The organism is Providencia sp. PROV188 (assembly GCF_027595165.1).
Classification (GTDB): domain Bacteria; phylum Pseudomonadota; class Gammaproteobacteria; order Enterobacterales; family Enterobacteriaceae; genus Providencia; species Providencia lanzhouensis.
On the sequence record NZ_CP097291.1, the window covers coordinates 3,335,186 to 3,351,667 of the forward strand.

15 protein-coding genes are annotated in these 16,482 nt (G+C 44.5%); 6 read left to right on the forward strand and 9 right to left on the reverse strand.

Annotated features, from left to right (window positions below; translation table 11 throughout):
• Nucleotides 1-16 precede the first annotated feature (16 nt).
• The 7 genes from M5X66_RS15290 to epmA form a co-directional block, all read right to left on the reverse strand.
• Entirely contained in the window at nucleotides 17-1,141 is a 1,125-nt protein-coding gene (locus M5X66_RS15290) for a hypothetical protein (protein ID WP_270103693.1), read from the reverse strand.
• The gene (locus tag M5X66_RS15295) at nucleotides 1,138-1,401 is read right to left on the reverse strand and encodes a PAAR domain-containing protein (RefSeq protein ID WP_006814313.1); all 264 of its coding nucleotides are present in this window, start codon (nucleotides 1,399-1,401) and stop codon (nucleotides 1,138-1,140) included. The genes M5X66_RS15290 and M5X66_RS15295 overlap by 4 nt, the downstream gene beginning before the upstream one ends.
• A gap of 12 nt (nucleotides 1,402-1,413) precedes the next feature.
• Nucleotides 1,414-2,319: an SEL1-like repeat protein gene (locus tag M5X66_RS15300; RefSeq protein WP_270103694.1), complete on the reverse strand. Its 906-nt coding sequence runs from the start codon at nucleotides 2,317-2,319 to the stop codon at nucleotides 1,414-1,416.
• A gap of 107 nt (nucleotides 2,320-2,426) precedes the next feature.
• Nucleotides 2,427-3,392 (reverse strand): SEL1-like repeat protein, encoded by a 966-nt coding sequence (locus M5X66_RS15305; protein WP_270103695.1) that lies wholly within the window; start codon nucleotides 3,390-3,392, stop codon nucleotides 2,427-2,429.
• 3 nt (nucleotides 3,393-3,395) lie between these two features.
• Nucleotides 3,396-5,342 (reverse strand): phospholipase D-like domain-containing protein, encoded by a 1,947-nt coding sequence (locus M5X66_RS15310; protein WP_270103696.1) that lies wholly within the window; start codon nucleotides 5,340-5,342, stop codon nucleotides 3,396-3,398.
• A 1-nt stretch (nucleotide 5,343) separates the two neighbouring features.
• A complete protein-coding gene (locus M5X66_RS15315) occupies nucleotides 5,344-8,052 on the reverse strand; it encodes a DUF2345 domain-containing protein (protein ID WP_270104035.1) in 2,709 nt (902 codons plus the stop codon).
• 280 nt (nucleotides 8,053-8,332) lie between these two features.
• On the reverse strand, nucleotides 8,333-9,310 hold the full coding sequence (gene epmA, locus M5X66_RS15320; RefSeq protein WP_036955971.1) for an elongation factor P--(R)-beta-lysine ligase: 978 nt from the start codon (nucleotides 9,308-9,310) through the stop codon (nucleotides 8,333-8,335).
• Nucleotides 9,311-10,096: 786 nt separating this feature from the next.
• Between epmA and frdA the strand changes: the two genes are divergently transcribed.
• The 4 genes from frdA to frdD are packed head-to-tail and all read left to right on the forward strand — an operon-like array spanning nucleotide 10,097 to nucleotide 13,399.
• Nucleotides 10,097-11,893, forward strand: coding sequence for a fumarate reductase (quinol) flavoprotein subunit (gene frdA, locus M5X66_RS15325; RefSeq protein ID WP_036955970.1), 1,797 nt, complete (start codon nucleotides 10,097-10,099; stop codon nucleotides 11,891-11,893).
• Nucleotides 11,886-12,620, forward strand: coding sequence for a succinate dehydrogenase/fumarate reductase iron-sulfur subunit (locus tag M5X66_RS15330; RefSeq protein ID WP_036955969.1), 735 nt, complete (start codon nucleotides 11,886-11,888; stop codon nucleotides 12,618-12,620). Before frdA ends, M5X66_RS15330 begins: the two co-directional genes overlap by 8 nt.
• Nucleotides 12,621-12,634: 14 nt before the next feature.
• Nucleotides 12,635-13,030 carry a fumarate reductase subunit FrdC gene (gene frdC / locus M5X66_RS15335; protein ID WP_006659010.1) on the forward strand — a complete coding sequence of 132 codons (396 nt, stop codon included), beginning with the start codon at nucleotides 12,635-12,637 and terminating at the stop codon, nucleotides 13,028-13,030.
• Nucleotides 13,031-13,045: 15 nt separating this feature from the next.
• Complete coding sequence (gene frdD, locus M5X66_RS15340; protein ID WP_006659009.1) at nucleotides 13,046-13,399, forward strand: fumarate reductase subunit FrdD; 354 nt, start codon at nucleotides 13,046-13,048, stop codon at nucleotides 13,397-13,399.
• A 71-nt stretch (nucleotides 13,400-13,470) separates the two neighbouring features.
• On the opposite strand, the gene tetR is transcribed toward frdD, so the two are convergent.
• Complete coding sequence (gene tetR / locus M5X66_RS15345; protein WP_036955966.1) at nucleotides 13,471-14,076, reverse strand: tetracycline resistance transcriptional repressor TetR; 606 nt, start codon at nucleotides 14,074-14,076, stop codon at nucleotides 13,471-13,473.
• 83 nt (nucleotides 14,077-14,159) lie between these two features.
• Here tetR and tet point away from each other — a divergent pair, with 83 nt between their 5' ends.
• Nucleotides 14,160-15,371, forward strand: coding sequence for a Tet(A)/Tet(B)/Tet(C) family tetracycline efflux MFS transporter (gene tet / locus M5X66_RS15350; protein WP_154637173.1), 1,212 nt, complete (start codon nucleotides 14,160-14,162; stop codon nucleotides 15,369-15,371).
• A 36-nt stretch (nucleotides 15,372-15,407) separates the two neighbouring features.
• Nucleotides 15,408-15,992, forward strand: a complete 585-nt coding sequence (locus M5X66_RS15355; protein WP_270103697.1) for a TetR/AcrR family transcriptional regulator — start codon at nucleotides 15,408-15,410, stop codon at nucleotides 15,990-15,992.
• Between the two features lie 34 nt (nucleotides 15,993-16,026).
• Here M5X66_RS15355 and M5X66_RS15360 read toward each other — a convergent pair whose 3' ends face one another.
• On the reverse strand, nucleotides 16,027-16,476 hold the full coding sequence (locus M5X66_RS15360) for a winged helix-turn-helix transcriptional regulator (protein WP_108478401.1): 450 nt from the start codon (nucleotides 16,474-16,476) through the stop codon (nucleotides 16,027-16,029).
• Between the last annotated feature and the right edge of the window lie 6 nt (nucleotides 16,477-16,482).

The window sequence follows — 16,482 nt, forward strand, 5'->3', positions numbered from 1 at the left end:
CTCTCTTACTTAGACTTTAAACCTGAATTTGCTGCAATAAAAGTTGCGTTTCATGTTGCTGAGCGATCAGACTGTGGTGCGAATATTCACACGCTAGTGACAACGCCACTACATGACGCGCGATACCACCTTTACCTAAAAATGAATCGATATCATAAAGGTGTTCAGATAATTGAGGTACATTCTGTAGCGCATAACTTTCGATGTATTTCCCTTTATCACTCTCTTTCACGCCACTGTGCCAAACCCTATCCAGCTGCTCTCCTGAATATTGAAATTCACACTGTGTTTTTAATGCTTCAGGAAATGACGCTAAATCCGTGGATATTGGACGTAAAAGTTTCGCTTGAACTGGCGCTCGTAAACTCTCATAAACCCCTTGAGGGGCAAGTAACATACTGGCGGCTTCTTCACTCGCGGTCGAATCTAACTGAAACGCCAAAATAGCGTATAGCTTGGGTTCAAAGGCATTTTCATACAATGTTAATAACCATTGACTGAACGATTCTGAGGGTAATATCTCAACGGATTCCAGCGTCAATGACAAACGCGCAGCTTCCTGCTCAATCAGTTCCTGCCAATTAGACTCATTGTCTTCAGCTTGCCAATATAGGGCAATCGGCTGGTAGAGAGAATGTTGATGGTAATACTCAGCAATGGGTGCGAATAATTTTTGCACCACTATTTCTTGTTTTTCCCATGACGAAAGCGATTTCAATGATCTTAGCGTCAATACATTATCTTTATTGGGTGGCAATGAAGATAAAGAAATACCATTTTGCTGCTCTTCATCGATTTGCGTTAATCGAGTATGCGTTAGCACCCCAAGGTGCTTGCCTGCCCAGTAACGCCATTCTCTGCGAGCATCATCTAACATATTGGTAAAAAGTTGATGGCGATAAGCAGCTATTGAGTAGATAAAAAAACGAATAAACCCCACCAACAGTGCGGGGCAAATAACGAATACAATCATCAGCATGGTGTTGCTGGTAGTTGGCGATAGCATTTCATTTGTGGATAAATAGAGACTCAGCCCAAATCCAAGAGCCCCCACAATCAGCATAATCAAAAACCAAAGCATCCAACGGGGTACTTTAGGGGCTGAAGGGTGCTCTAATGATGGAGCTCTCCAGCTCATCATGATTGTTCACCCGACGATGATAAGCTCGCAATAAGCGTACAACCACATTCAGTTTGAAAACCATTCAGTGCCGCCTGACGACCGGATATTAAAATGCGCGTTGAACCGGGTAAAATGGCATTAACGCCGTGTCCTTTTTTAGGGCAATTCACTTTGTCTCCCACTAAAGCAATAGGTTTACCATACATAACAGAGCCAGATGCAGTAATCACTTCACCGCCATGAGTGGTTTTGTCACCTAAACGAACAAGTGCGCGCATGATAAAATCCTTTTATTGATTATCCTGTTGTTTTTTATATTCAAACGTACCATCCCATTCAGGGAGTTCAGCAGGGGGAAGTGGAACGATTTTATCGATATCGGGGAACTTGGCGGTTTCGTCAGAAGCGTCAATTTCTTTGACTATAGCCGCATAGCGAGCTGAGCGTTCTGGATCAGGTTTAACTGCGAGATAATAATAATTTTGAGGGGTGGTATTAGGCTCAAATGCTTGATTAAGTTTTGAGGCAGCCCTTCGAAATCCATTCTTGATGGATCGTTGATAATTTGTTAGTGCGTCATTAAAATTTTTATCAACAGTATGTAAGTAAAAAGCTAAATTATATGCCGCTTCACCGTTGCCTTGATTTGCTGAACAGTCTAACATTTCTTTCCCAATATCAGGGTGATAAGCCGGATTTTCCTTATCTGATAAACGTTTAGAAATGAAGATATTACCAACCACATTTTGGGCTTCGGGGCTACCTAAATCTGCTGCTTGACGAAAATACGCTAAAGCTTTAGTACGATCAGCTACGACACCATAACCCGTGTCTAGATAATGCCCCATTTGGTAATAACCATAGCTGATGTTTAATTTTGCCATTTTTTGGATAATATCCCAAACCTCTTGAGCTGAACCTTTTCCCTCAATCGGTGGTACCTTACCGTAACTGATTAAATTACTTAAATTAAGCATCGCTTTAGGATGGTTACGCTCTGCGGCTCTACGGTATAGAACACCAATTTCCGCATAATCTCTTTGATATTTATTGACTTTTTCAAGTGCACGAGCTTGTTTAAACCAAATTTCCGCTTCAGGATCAACGGGAGGCAAGGTGTCTTTTTCATACACACAAGTGAAGGCTAAGTCGGGTTCTGTTTTTTGAGCCGGCGGCGACTCTTCTTTTTTATCCATCGGGTTGCAAGCGCTCAGTATCAACATGCTACAAGTCAATGCACCACATTTAAATATGCCGCGAGCAATGGATTGATGATGAAATAAAAAGGAGAGATTCATCTTGGTTATTTCCCCTCCGCCTGTTTTTTATATTCAAACGTGCCATCCCATTCAGGGAGTTCAGCAGGTGGGAGCGGGACGATTTTATCGATATCGGGGAATTTAGCTGTTTCATCAGAAGCATCCATTTCTTTGACTATTGCATAATAACGTAATGAACGTTCTTTATCAGGTTTTACGCCAAGATAATCAATACTTCCTAATATTGTTTTTGGATCAAAAGCGCCAGTTAAAATTGATGCAGCATGTCGATACCCATTTTTCGTTGATAATTGATAATATTTTAATGAACCATGTAAGTCCTCATTTACATTTTTCAAATAACTTGCTAATCGGTACGCCGCTTCCCCATTACCTTGATTTGCTGCACAATCTAACATCTTTACCCCAATTTCAGGGCGATAGGCTGGGTTATCTCTATCCGATAAGCGTTGAGCAACAAAAATTCTCCCAAGGACATATTGGGCTTCAGGGCTACCTAAATCAGCTGCTTGACGAAAATAAGCTAAGGCTATGGTGCGGTCTGCAATAACTCCATAGCCCGTATCGAGATAGTGCCCCATCTGGTAATAACCGTAACTGATATTCAATTTAGCCATTTTTTGAATAATATCCCACACCTCTTGGGCTGGACCTTTACCTTCAATGGGGGAGACCTTGCCATAACTGATTAAGTTACTTAAGTTAAGCATGGCTTTGGGGTGATTACGCTCTGCCGCTTTACGGTAGAGAACACCAATTTGAGCATAATCCCGTTGAGATTTATTGACCTTTTCAAGTTCTCGCGCCTGCTTGAACCAAATGTCGGCTTCAGGATCAACGGGAGGTAGCGTGTCTTTTTCATACACACAGGTGAAGGCTAAATCGGATTCTATTTTTTGAGTCATTGCTTTCTCTTTTTCTTCTACAGGTTTGCAGCTAGCAAGTAGCACTAGAGCACACAGTAATAAACAAGGTTTAATTAGTGACATAATTTAATCCGAATTTTCTAACCCAATTGTTTTATCCTCAAAGGGAATTAAAGCACCTTGGGGCATTTTTTTATCTTCTTTATAACCAGAATTATCAGTTATAATTTTTTTCCAACTTTTAAATTCTTCTGTCAAATCATCAGAAACACTCCCCGTTCCTTTATGCATTCCCCACAATTTTTCGCGCAGTGGCTTCACGATAGGAAATATATCCGTATCTTGCAGTATCACCGCAATTTCAGTGTCAAATGCCATACTGCGTAAATTGATATTGGCAGAGCCTTGGATTAAAAAGGTGTCATCCACTAAGGTTAGCTTGCTGTGGACATACACCGATTGCCAGCGGTCAGAATCGGGCGAAACCAAGGTACAAATGACGCTCTTAAACCCGTCAATCTCTTCTTCTTGAATATCATCGGGTTCTACAACCTGAATGGGTTTGAGTAAGCTCTCTTGTGTGGAAACCATGATATTTTTAAAGGTGCCATCAAACGCTGCATGCTCACGCATGAGGTCACGGCGGCCTAACGTCTCTAGCATTTTATAGGTTTGATAACCGCCCACGTGGTTGGAGTCGCCAATCTCTGCTTTCGAGGTGGAGTTCGTCACCACAAACAAATAGAATGGTGGCAGTTTTTCTCCTTGCAGTTTAGGGTCGGTTGCAGCGGCTTCTGCAAAGTATTTATTCCGCTCCTCGACCATATTGCGCACATCTCGCCCGATTGACGATAACCGGAAATATTGATTTTCAAAATAGAGATAATTACGCGCATGTTTAACACCATGGTCGTAAGACTTTAAAATATCGTATTCATTATATTCCGGTTGAGTGCGGCAAATTTTTCCTGATGTTGGAATTAATGGGTTTTGGGCTAAAAAGGTATAGCGTTCATTAAGTACATCAATGAACGCAATAGTGGGCGTATATTGGCTGCGCGTAAGGGACTTCCGCTGTTCTAAAAGTTGAGCACCTTCATTACCCGTTGTCAAAAAGCCTTCAGTTTCATTCCATGCCGTAACAAAATTATCATTTAAATCACACAATACTTCGCCATATACGCAGTTCGACGTATCTTGCCATGCTGTCGGGCCATCACGCCCTAACCATGACATATCTTTATGTTGAACAATCGAGTGTTTATCATCATCCCAATACTGCGAATGCATGTTGTGACCCATCACAAAGCCAATCGCTAATTCGGGCTCTTCATAATCAATCAAAACCGCTTTTTGATGGTGAGTAGGAACCACTGCAAGGGCAGCTAAACGTAAACTGAATTCGACATCATCGCTACCAAATTGGTGTTTGGTTAATTCAGCAACCTTACTTAAGCGAGATGAAGGGCTGTTGATAGCCATCGAACGTGTACGAACTGATAAATTTTTAATTTGATTATTTTTAGCTCGAATAAGCCATTCTTTATCAAAGGTATACTGTTTATCAGACTCATAATCTAATTTAGCCCCAATGGTCTGCATCATATCTGAAGGTAGTTCAACCTTTTGCCGTGGCGTAAAATACGTTTGCTTAGGCCAGCCGGGTAAACTGGTTTCACCCAGCTTAGCTATCTCATCAAACCACACCAGAATACGTACCTTCACACCTTCTTTGGCTTTTTGCTCAAGAAGCTCCGCAATATTAGGAAATTGCCCCTCTCTAATCCCACTTGAGCGTTCAAAATACATGGAGGGCTGAAAGCCCCATGTGATAATCTCAATACTCTTTTTCGCTTTACGAATCGCCTCTGCAACCGCTGCAAAAGTTTGCTTCCCATTCACCAGTGGCGCATACACAAATAAACTCATGGGGTATTTGGTGCGCTCAGGTATCCAACTTGGCGTCATTTGCAGCACCATACACGTCGAGACGGGTAAACGTATTTTCTGCTCGGTTGCTGGTATGGGTAACTGCACAGAAGCGGGGAATCCCCCAGATTGATTTCCTGACATATTATTTTCTCTTATTCCATTCAGTAATAAACTGGGAAAGCCCTTCCCCCCACGCTTGGCCTATTCGCGAGCTTTCTCGCTCTTGGCTAGGCGCACTGGTTCGAAAACCAACATTAACGGGTTCGACGTTTTCTGCTTCTTGCGACTCCGCAGAAGGAACATCGATATCGTAACGATCCCCATTCAATAGACGCAGTTGGTAGCTGTCCGTGGGAATATCATGGTCAATTTGCACATTTCCTTGCGCATCACTCATGCCTTTTAGGATAAGAACCCCATTGGCATACAATTCATACGGCTCAAACGCACGCGCCTTCATGGGGCTTTGCGGCGACGAACTTAGTTGAAAACGCAAGGTTTGTTTTGGCATTGATTGTGGAAATTGTGGATGAGTGACATCCATGGAGGCGGCACCCTCAACCACCCAGTTGGTCGCTTTCACCGTTTGGTTGCTGGGGCTGCCGTACTCTATCTGCCCGCCTTTTAAGCGAATATAGGCACCGCCACAGGTCAATAGCAGTTCATCTTTGGCTGCAACCACGGTTTTACCACCGGTACTGGTGACCGTCATGTCCTTGAGTGAGGTAAGGTGCATTTCATCGCTTTGGGCTTGGATCTCTACCTTGCCTTTTGCGGCAAAGGCTTTAATTCCTAGGGTGTGAGCAAATAAACTGATGGCTTTACCTGCCGCTAAGGTGATTTTTTTCCCCACTGAAATATCTGCCTGTTTGTTAGCGGTTAGGGTGATATTTTCACCGCTGTGAGCCTGTACGGTTTTGGGTGAAGTTAATGCGATACCCGCAGGGGAACTGAGTAACATTGCCGCTTGTTGCAGTTCATTAATCGATTGGTTGAGTAAGGTTTGTTGAGTGTTTAAATCTGCCAGTTCGGCTTTCGCCACTTCGGCAGCCTCCCGTAAAGAACTCACCAAGTTCAGCGCATCATCCAATTGCTGCTTGGCTTCGCGCATATCCAGTTGTTCAGAAGCGGCTTTCGTGCGTAAGTCGGTGCTGATAAACAGCCCTTTCCCTGCTCGTATTGCCCCCCAACTGTCAGTGCGAAGTTCAAAACCATCCCCACGTTTTTCACGCCCTTGGTTAACCAAATGCCCTAAATTAAGTTGGGATTTACCGCCGTATTCGGTGCTGAGCTTGATGTGCTCTTCCCCGCGCTTATCTTCCATACGAAGCTTATTATTTGCCGGCGTACGAATCACGTTGCGAGTATTATTTTTGTCAGTGATGTGGTCGGGGCGATGGGAATCATGCAAGGCATGGGCGATATACGGTCTATCTGGGTCGCCTTCATGGAAGGCAATCGCCACTTCCGTTCCTTGAATTAACGGGAAGTGTATTCCGTAGGTATCGCCTGCATAGGGTTTTGCCAGCCGCACAAGCATGCTTTCATAGCCCGTCGGTTTTTCATCACGGTCTGCATCGAATTTCACCCAATAGAAACCGTGCTCATTTTGGTGGGCATAGATATCATGGGATTTTGCACTGGTAATGCGTGCCATCAAAGTCCCTGCAATCACAGGGCGAGGCTTTAGAACAGGCCGCCAGCACAGTGCTTCAGTGTACGGTGCAGCATCAAACTGAATCACTAACGCGCTGCTGCGACTGCCTGAAAAACGCAATCGCGTGATTAAGATTTCGGATTGAAAGTCCGTGGGTAAGATTGACGGCAACTGGCTATCGATGACTTTAAAAATCATCAACGGCGTTAAGCGCGGTGAATTGCTTTTGCCTCGCAGCAGTGTTTGACGTGCGAGAAAGCGTTCATGGTCTAGCCGTGACCAAAAATGGGCGGTTTCCGTTTCAGGTTGGTATTTCTCACCGCGCTCAAGATGGCGGGCTTTGTAGTGGTAAACGTCGCCATAGTTTATATCGTCCCCATCTCCGCGAGTCATGTCCGTTTCAATGGATAGCAACGTTTGCATCGCTTGCCGGTGATTATAATCTTTAGTCACGACGCTGCGTTCCACCACTTGGTGACGTAGCGATAGCCCCCACACGCTTTCAACGCCATTGTCATTCATGCCAGAAGGGCTATTGAGTGGCAGTTGTAAATCATACACATAGGCGCGCTGGCTATCGCCAAAATGAATAATTTCCGTCTTGGTATCGGTTTGCAGACTAAAGGAATAGAAAATGCCCACTTCACTGAGCAAACGCTCAATAAATTGCCAGTCACTCTCATTGATTTGGTTTATTTGCTCCCGCTTGGGATATTGTCGTTGCAGGTGAAACTCAAACTCCCAGCCCTGAATTTTGTGTTCACGCAAGATAAACTCAATCACTTCCGGTACAGATTTATTGAGGAAAAAGCGATGGGAACGCATCTGATGACGCAGCAACGAGACAAACGGCTCAATCACAATTTGGTACTGGGCTTCATCTGCTGAACCAGATAACCGCTTAAAATGTGTGACGACCCCATGAATTCGCTTTTGCGGTTCACTCAGTGAATCTAATGCCGCCAGCGGAATAGTGGGAGATGAAAAGGTAAAATGGGCGGTACGACGAAGAAACTGTTGGGCTAGTAGGTTTTGGGCTGAGGAGGTGAATGTTATCTGATAGCGATAGGTTTCACTAATGGCTTCTCGCCCAATGAAAGATTCAACATCCAATGGAACGCTACAACCTTGAACGCCCAATTGATAGCGATTATGGAGTGGAGCGATTTTTAAAGCGAGATCCTGTAAGCCCATTCTATTCATGCTCCTTTTCTGCTTATTCCATAGCAACCTGTCATAGAAGCAAAGGCAGAAAGGTCACCAATCCAAATTCATTTTATTTAGCTTAAGTCAAACAGAAGACCAGCAAATGAACTTGAAATCAACCATAATTTTCAGGAATGGGACTTATAGAAGAATTATCCGAAAGCATTTAATCCGTTTTTGGTAGAACGGGCAGGAAAGAAAAAGCACCTTCGTCAATCAATGATCAACGTTCAAGGTGCTTTTTAATGTCATAGATAGAAACTGAGTTTTAAGCAATCGTCACAGGGAATGCAATCACATCACTGATTCGTTCGGCATTCAGTGCCAGCATGATTAAGCGATCAACACCAACAGCCACACCGGAACATGCCGGTAAACCGTGCTCAAGCGCTGCAAGCAAGTTTTCATCAATCGGTTGAACGGGTAAACCCATTGCAGCACGCTTGCGGTTATCTTGCTCAAAACGTTGGCGCTGTTCGCCCACATCGGTCAGTTCATGGAAGCCATTCGCCAGCTCCATGCCCTTAAAATAGACTTCAAAACGTTCGGCTACACGGTGATCTTCTGTGCTAATTACCGCTAATGACGCTTGCGTTGCAGGGAAGTGGTAAACCACCGCAGGCTTCTCTTTACCAATGTGTGGCTCCACGCCCATGGTAAACAGTAGTTGCAATAAGGTGTCGCGGTCTTCTTCATTGTCCGCCACATTGCTTAAATCTAAGCGGGCAGCCACTTCGCGTAGCTCGCTTTTTTCCGCAGAGAGCGGGTCAATATCTAAGTGGCGTAAAAATGCTTGCTGATAAGAGAGTAGCTCAGCACTTTCGCATTCCAGCACTTGTTGCAGAAGGTCATCCACTTCATTGATTAAGCGATACATATCAAAGTGTGGGCGGTACCATTCCAGCATCGTAAATTCAGGGTTATGGTGTCTTCCCGCTTCTTCATTACGGAAACTGCGGCACATTTGATAGATAGGCCCACTTCCCGCTGCCAGTAAGCGCTTCATATGGTATTCAGGGCTAGTCATCAAATATAAATTGATGCCCTGAGCCGCGCCAGGTCCCACAAAGCGAGTTTCAAATGGAACAAGATGAATGTCAGTCACCGTGGCCTGACTCATTGCGGGTGTATCTACCTCAAGTACACAGCGATCAGCGAAAAAACGTCTGATTTCCGCAACAATTTTTGCGCGCTGTAACAGGTTAGCGATGGGGGCTGTAGGCAGCCAATTCGCTACTTCACTCATTAAAATAACTCCAAAATAAACTTAGTCGTGCAGTGTACTCACCTCCCCCTTAACACACAATGGAATATTGTGGATATTATGCGCTATCTGAGTATCGATAGGGGATATGATTCAAGGCGAGAAAAGATGATGTGATTATCTCCTGCTTTATACGATTAGGCAAAAAAGCTTTATTATTAACTTTTAACATTTGGTTAAAAAAAAACAAAAACATGATTTTTTCTTATCGCTTGTGATGCAAATGTTAAAACCAAACTTCACTACTCACCTTATTGATACAATTTAAATCTGTTTTTTAGCATTAAAAATTAAGCGACTTTCTAAACAGTGAACTCTTTCGCAATTTTATCTTCGATATGATTCTAGAATTTCCTCGAGGAACACCAGATTATCCACTGTTAGAAAGAAAAACCTGACGATTTTAGTTGGTTTTAAATGCTAGGAATTCCGTTAAATTTAATGATAATTATTTGAAATTCCTTTTTATTATTTTCGGTTTCTCTGCAATTTCTTGACACCCAAAAACAATTTACAAAAAGAAGACGCAGATCACACTTTAGGGGTAATATCACCCAAAACACCTTTCTATATCAAATTTATCCCCGCCACTATTCGTTATAATTCCCAACATAATAAGTCGTTATTAGCTATTATATATTTACGATTAAAAAAAGATTCTTTGCAGATTTGCCTAAAGGCAAACCGAAACTGAAATAGCTAAGCACTAAAAGTATTTAAAAGAATTTATTAATTTAACACTTTACACTTGAACAATGGAGAAGCGCAGTGCAAACCTTCAATGCCGATTTAGCGATTATCGGGGCCGGGGGCGCAGGCTTACGTGCAGCAATTGCTGCTGCTGAAGCAAATCCCAATATCAAGATTGCTCTGGTCTCAAAAGTTTACCCAATGCGTAGTCACACCGTGGCCGCAGAGGGGGGATCAGCAGCAGTTACTCAAGCCCATGATTCCTATGACTATCATTTTAATGATACCGTTTCTGGTGGTGACTGGCTGTGTGAGCAAGATGTCGTCGATTATTTCGTCGAACACTGCCCAACAGAAATGACCCAGCTGGAACAATGGGGATGCCCTTGGAGCCGTAAACCAGATGGTTCAGTTAACGTTCGCCGTTTCGGTGGGATGAAAATTGAACGTACTTGGTTCGCAGCCGATAAGACTGGCTTCCACATGCTGCATACCCTGTTCCAAACTTCATTAAAATATCCTCAAATCCAACGTTTCGACGAGCACTTTGTTCTCGACATCATTGTGGACGAAGGTCAGGCGCGTGGTCTGGTTGCTCTGAACATGATGGAAGGTACGAAAGTTCAAATTCGTGCCAATGCTATTGTTATGGCAACAGGTGGTGCGGGTCGTGTTTACCGCTATAACACCAACGGCGGTATCGTAACCGGTGACGGTATGGGTATGGCACTGCGTCATGGTGTGCCATTACGTGATATGGAATTCGTTCAATATCACCCAACAGGCCTGCCAGGTTCCGGTATCCTGATGACTGAAGGTTGTCGTGGTGAAGGCGGTATCTTGGTCAACAAAGATGGCTATCGCTATCTGCAAGACTACGGCATGGGCCCTGAAACACCACTGGGCAAACCAGAAAACAAATATATGGAACTGGGTCCTCGTGACAAAGTTTCACAAGCATTCTGGCACGAATGGCGTGCAGGTCGCACCATCAGTACTCACCGTGGTGATGTTGTGTATCTGGATCTACGTCACTTAGGTGCTGAAAAACTGCATGAACGTCTACCATTTATCTGTGAGCTGGCAAAAGCTTACGTGGGTGTTGACCCTGTAAACGAACCAATTCCTGTTCGTCCAACAGCTCACTACACCATGGGTGGTATTGAAACTGACCAACGCACCGAAACTCGTATTAAAGGTCTGTTCGCGGTGGGTGAATGTTCATCTGTTGGCTTACACGGCGCAAACCGTTTAGGTTCTAACTCACTGGCAGAATTAGTGGTATTTGGTCGCTTAGCGGGTGAAGAAGCGGCACGTCATGCTGCTGAAGCTACCCCTGCAAATGCAAGCGCTATCGAAGCACGTACTCGTGACATCGAAAATGACCTGCAAAAACTTCTGAACCAAAAAGGTAAAGAAAGCTGGTCGAAAATCCGTGATGAAATGGGTATTTCGATGGAAGAAGGTTGCGGTATCTACCGTACACCTGAATTAATGCAGAAAACTGTTGATAAACTGGCAGAGCTGAAAGAGCGCTTCAAGCATGTTGAAATCACTGACCATAGCAGCGTCTTCAACACTGACTTACTGTACACCATCGAATTAGGCTTTGGCTTAGACGTGGCGGAATGTATGGCTCACTCTGCGATTAACCGTAAAGAGTCTCGCGGTGCGCACCAACGTCTTGACGAAGGTTGCACTGAGCGTGATGACGTCAACTTCCTGAAACATACTCTGGCATTCTATAACCCAGAAGGTGCACCACGCCTTGAGTACTCTGATGTGAAAATCACTAAATCACAACCAGCGAAACGTGTGTATGGTGCTGAAGGGGCAGCTCAAGATAAGGCGAATAAGGAGCAAGCTAATGGATGATATGAAACACTTAAAAATGGAGATCATGCGTTTCAATCCAGAAACGGACAATGAACCCCATTTAGTGACTTATGATGTCCCTTATGACGAGCAAACCTCTTTGTTAGATGCTTTGGGCTACATCAAAGATAACCTCGCGCCAGACCTGTCTTACCGTTGGTCTTGCCGTATGGCTATCTGCGGCTCTTGCGGCATGATGGTGGACAATGTTCCTAAACTGGCTTGTAAAACATTCCTGCGTGACTATCCGCAAGGAATTAAAGTCGAGCCACTGGGTAACTTCCCTATCGAGCGTGACCTTGTTGTTGATATGACAAGCTTTATCGAGCGTTTAGAAGCTATCAAACCTTACATTATTGGTAATGATCGCAAACCTTCTGACGGTCCGAACAAGCAAACTCCAGCTCAAATGGAGAAATATCATCAGTTCTCTGGCTGTATTAACTGCGGTCTGTGCTATGCAGCGTGTCCACAGTTTGGTCTGAACCCTGAGTTCTTAGGCCCTGCGGCAATCACCTTAGCAGAGCGCTACAACCTCGATAACCGTGACCACGGCGCGAAAGAGCGTATGCCATTATTAAATGGTGACAACGGTGTATGGAGCTGTACGTTTGTAGGTTACTGCTCTGAAGTCTGTCCTAAGCATGTCGACCCGGCGGCGGCTATCCAACAAGGTAAAGTTGCGAGTGCGCAAGACTTTGTTATCGCCATGCTGAAGCCACGATAAGGAGAATTGAAGTCATGACAACTAAACGTAAACCCTATGTCAGGGAAATGAAAGGCGACTGGTGGCAAAAGCTGGGTTTCTACCGCTTTTACATCATGCGTGAAAGTACTTCCGTGCTTCAGGTTTGGTTCAGTATTTTAGTCCTGTACGGCGTATTTGCTCTGAAAAATGGACCTGAATCATGGGCGGGCTTTGTTGGGTTCTTAAGTAACCCAATCATTCTGATCATTAACATTGTGACACTGGCTGCGACGCTGCTGCATACCACAACGTGGTTCAAACTGGCGCCAAAAGCTGTCGCTATCATTGTTAAAGATAAGAAACTGCCAGATGAGCCAATTGTAAAAGGCTTCTGGGCACTCACTATAGTCGTGACTGCGGCTATTTTAGCAATCGCATTATTATTTTAATCGAAGGAGAATCTGATGAATCTAACGCCTAAACGTTCCGATGAGCCGATTTTCTGGGGATTATTTGGTGCAGGTGGTATGTGGAGCGCCGTTATTGGCCCTGCAATCATTCTCTTACTGGGTATTTTAATCCCATTAGGTGTCGCACCAGAAATGCTGAGCTATGAGCGCATCATGGCATTTAGCCAAAGCTTTATTGGACGCATTTTCTTATTACTGATGATTATTCTGCCTGTATGGTGCGGTATGCACCGTATTCACCACACCCTGCACGATTTTAAAGTGCATGTTCCAGCTACAAAATGGGTGTTCTACGGCAGCTCAGCAATCATTAGCGTTATCGCAATCATCGGTGTATTCACACTGTAATTGTTGATTAACTAAGTAAATTGATAGCAAGTACCCCGTCAATGCACTGCATGATGGGGTATTTTTTTGCATTACTTATGGCTTTCCAACCCTGAAATCAGCGCGGTTAAACCGTATAAAAATGCCGATTCCCCCTCATCACCATCCATAATGTCTAATGCTTCTTTCAATAGTGGTGGCACATTTTCATCGGTACTAGGCTCGACGTCCCGCTGAGCGGCTACATGCTCTTGCTGTTCCAGCACCGCCCCTAGCGTAAAATGCCCTACAGCACTCAAAGCATACAATCCTGCTTTTAGCGAAAAACCATTGTCCAACATAAACTGTAATTGGGTTTCAATCGTGGTGTATTGGCTTTGTGTTGGGCGAGTTCCTAGATGTACTTTGGCACCATCTCGATGGCTTAATAGCGCTCGGCGAAAACTCAGCGCGTTATTGCGTAGAAACTGCTGCCATGTTTCCCCTTCTCGCGGTAATCCATGATCATGATGACGAACGAGCATTTCCACCGCCAGCGCATCCAATAACGCACGTTTATTTTTCACATGCCAATATAACGTTGGTTGTTCAACCCCCAACTTTTGCGCGAGCTTACGCGTGGTCAGCCCTTCCATTCCCACTTCATTCAACAAATCCAGGGCGGCGCTAATAATGGTGTCTCTGTCTAATCGAGCCATTAAGTTCTCCTCATCATTTCTGTTGACACTCTATCACTGATAGGGATATATTCCAACTCTATCGATGATAGAGAAAATATATTATGAACAAAACCGCTGTTATTGCTTTAGTCATCACCGCCCTCGACGCGATGGGAATTGGGCTGATCATGCCTGTCTTACCCACACTGTTACGGGAATATGTCACGCTGGAGCAGCTCGCTAACCACTACGGTGTATTGCTGGCGCTGTATGCCGTGATGCAGGTCTTCTTTGCGCCACTGTTAGGAAAATGGTCGGATAAATGGGGACGCCGCCCGATTTTGCTACTCTCCCTTGCCGGCGCCGCGATGGACTACACCTTGCTCGCGCTTTCTAGCACACTTTGGATGCTCTATTTAGGGCGCTTAGTTTCAGGGATCACTGGGGCAACGGGAGCCGTGGCCGCTTCGGTTATCGCCGATTCCACAAAACCTGAAGAGCGTACAACTTGGTTTGGTCGCTTAGGTGGCGCGTTTGGTATTGGTTTAATCGCAGGTCCTGTAATTGGTGGATTTGCGGGGAATTATTCTGCACATTTGCCGTTTATTATTGCAGCGATCTTAAATGCATTTACCTTCATCATGGTATTCACCCTGTTTAAAGAGCCAAAGAAAAACGTAGAATCCGAAAATCATGTAGATGCGCCACAAAACAGTCTCTCATTTATGCAGGTTGCTAAGCCTATTTTGCTGCTACTTACAGTCTTCTTCACTGCACAGTTGATTGGGCAGATCCCTGCAACGACGTGGGTATTGTTTACCGAAAGCCGCTTCCAGTGGAGTAGTGTTGAAGTTGGTATATCTCTTGCTGGGCTGGGCTTGATGCACGCCATTTTTCAGGCATTTATTGCAGGAACCATCGCCAAACGATTCAGTGAAAAAGTCACCATCATTGTGGGCTTTATTGCGGATGGCTGCGCATTTATGGTGCTAGCATTTATCACCCAAGGATGGATGATTTACCCGACATTAATTTTACTGGCTGGCGGCAGCATCGCCCTTCCCGCATTACAGGGGTTAATGTCTTCCCAAGTTAGCCAAGAAAATCAAGGTAAGCTGCAAGGAATGCTAGTCAGCTTAACTAATGCCACGGGGGTTATTGGTCCACTGATGTTCAGCATTATTTTCGGTCAAACACTCGGTATTTGGGATGGCTGGGTCTGGATGATTGGTACACTACTTTATCTCGCTCTGATTAGCTGCTTTTTACTGTTTTATCGCCCTCAACATATATTGAAAGGACATTCCGGTATTTCGGACGTAAAATGTTATTAAGTCTTCAATGAAAATAACGCGATAAGAGCCCTATTTATGTTAACGCCACCGAAAAAACCAAGAACCAAGCCAGCAGAAGAACGTTTGAACGACCTGATGAATGCCGCGGAAAATCTCTTTCTTTCCAAAGGATTTCTTGCCACGACGGTGAGTGAAATTGTGGCTGTGGCGGATGTGGCAAAAGGGACGTTTTATCATTATTTTCAATCAAAAAACGAAATTATGGATGCCCTACGTACCCGCTATATGGATTGGTATTTAGGGCATATTGCAGATGCGCTTTCACCGCATCAATCGGCGTCTTCACAGTTAAAATCATGGTGCGAAAACAGCGTTAAATACTATGTTGAAAAGCAGACACTGCACGACATGCTCTTTCACGACGAATACCATGGTCACACTAACCGCCATGAACAACGTGCCGTTGAACAAATTAAACAGATTTTATCCCTTGGTGAACAGCAGCAAGCTTGGCATGCCGCACCACCAGAGCTTATCGCCACGATGATCTATCATTCAATGCATGCGGCAGTAGATAACCTCGCCACAACCCATGAATACAACCAAAGCAATTTGGGTGAATTGCTGTATGGGCGTTTTGTACGTCTTTTGGCGCAATAAATTGCAGTAGAGTGCCCCACGACTCAGTGGGGATTCACGACTTAATTTTGATCACTTCAGTCTCATTTGGCGATAACGTTTTTCCATCGTGTGAAAGCGGGTACATCGCCGGAATGGGGCTTTGAGTCTGTTTATCTATCAAAATAGAGTGTGGTTCTCCCTCTCGAAATAGATTCACTTCCCCCCATTGTCTTAATGCAACCACGATAGGAAAAAGGCTTTCCCCCGCCTCGGTTAACACATATTCTTGGTAAGCAGTGCCATCTGATGCATCCTTCAGTTCGAGAATATTTGCATCGACTAATTTACGTAATCTGTCTGACAGAATATTACGCGCTACCCCTAAACTTCGTTGAAAATCACCGAAACGTCGTACGCCATCAAAAGCATCACGCACAATTAATAACGACCAGCGATCCCCAATTAAATTTACGCTTCGAGCCACAGGGCACGGGGATCCTTCCATTACTGTATTCGACGACATGACTCC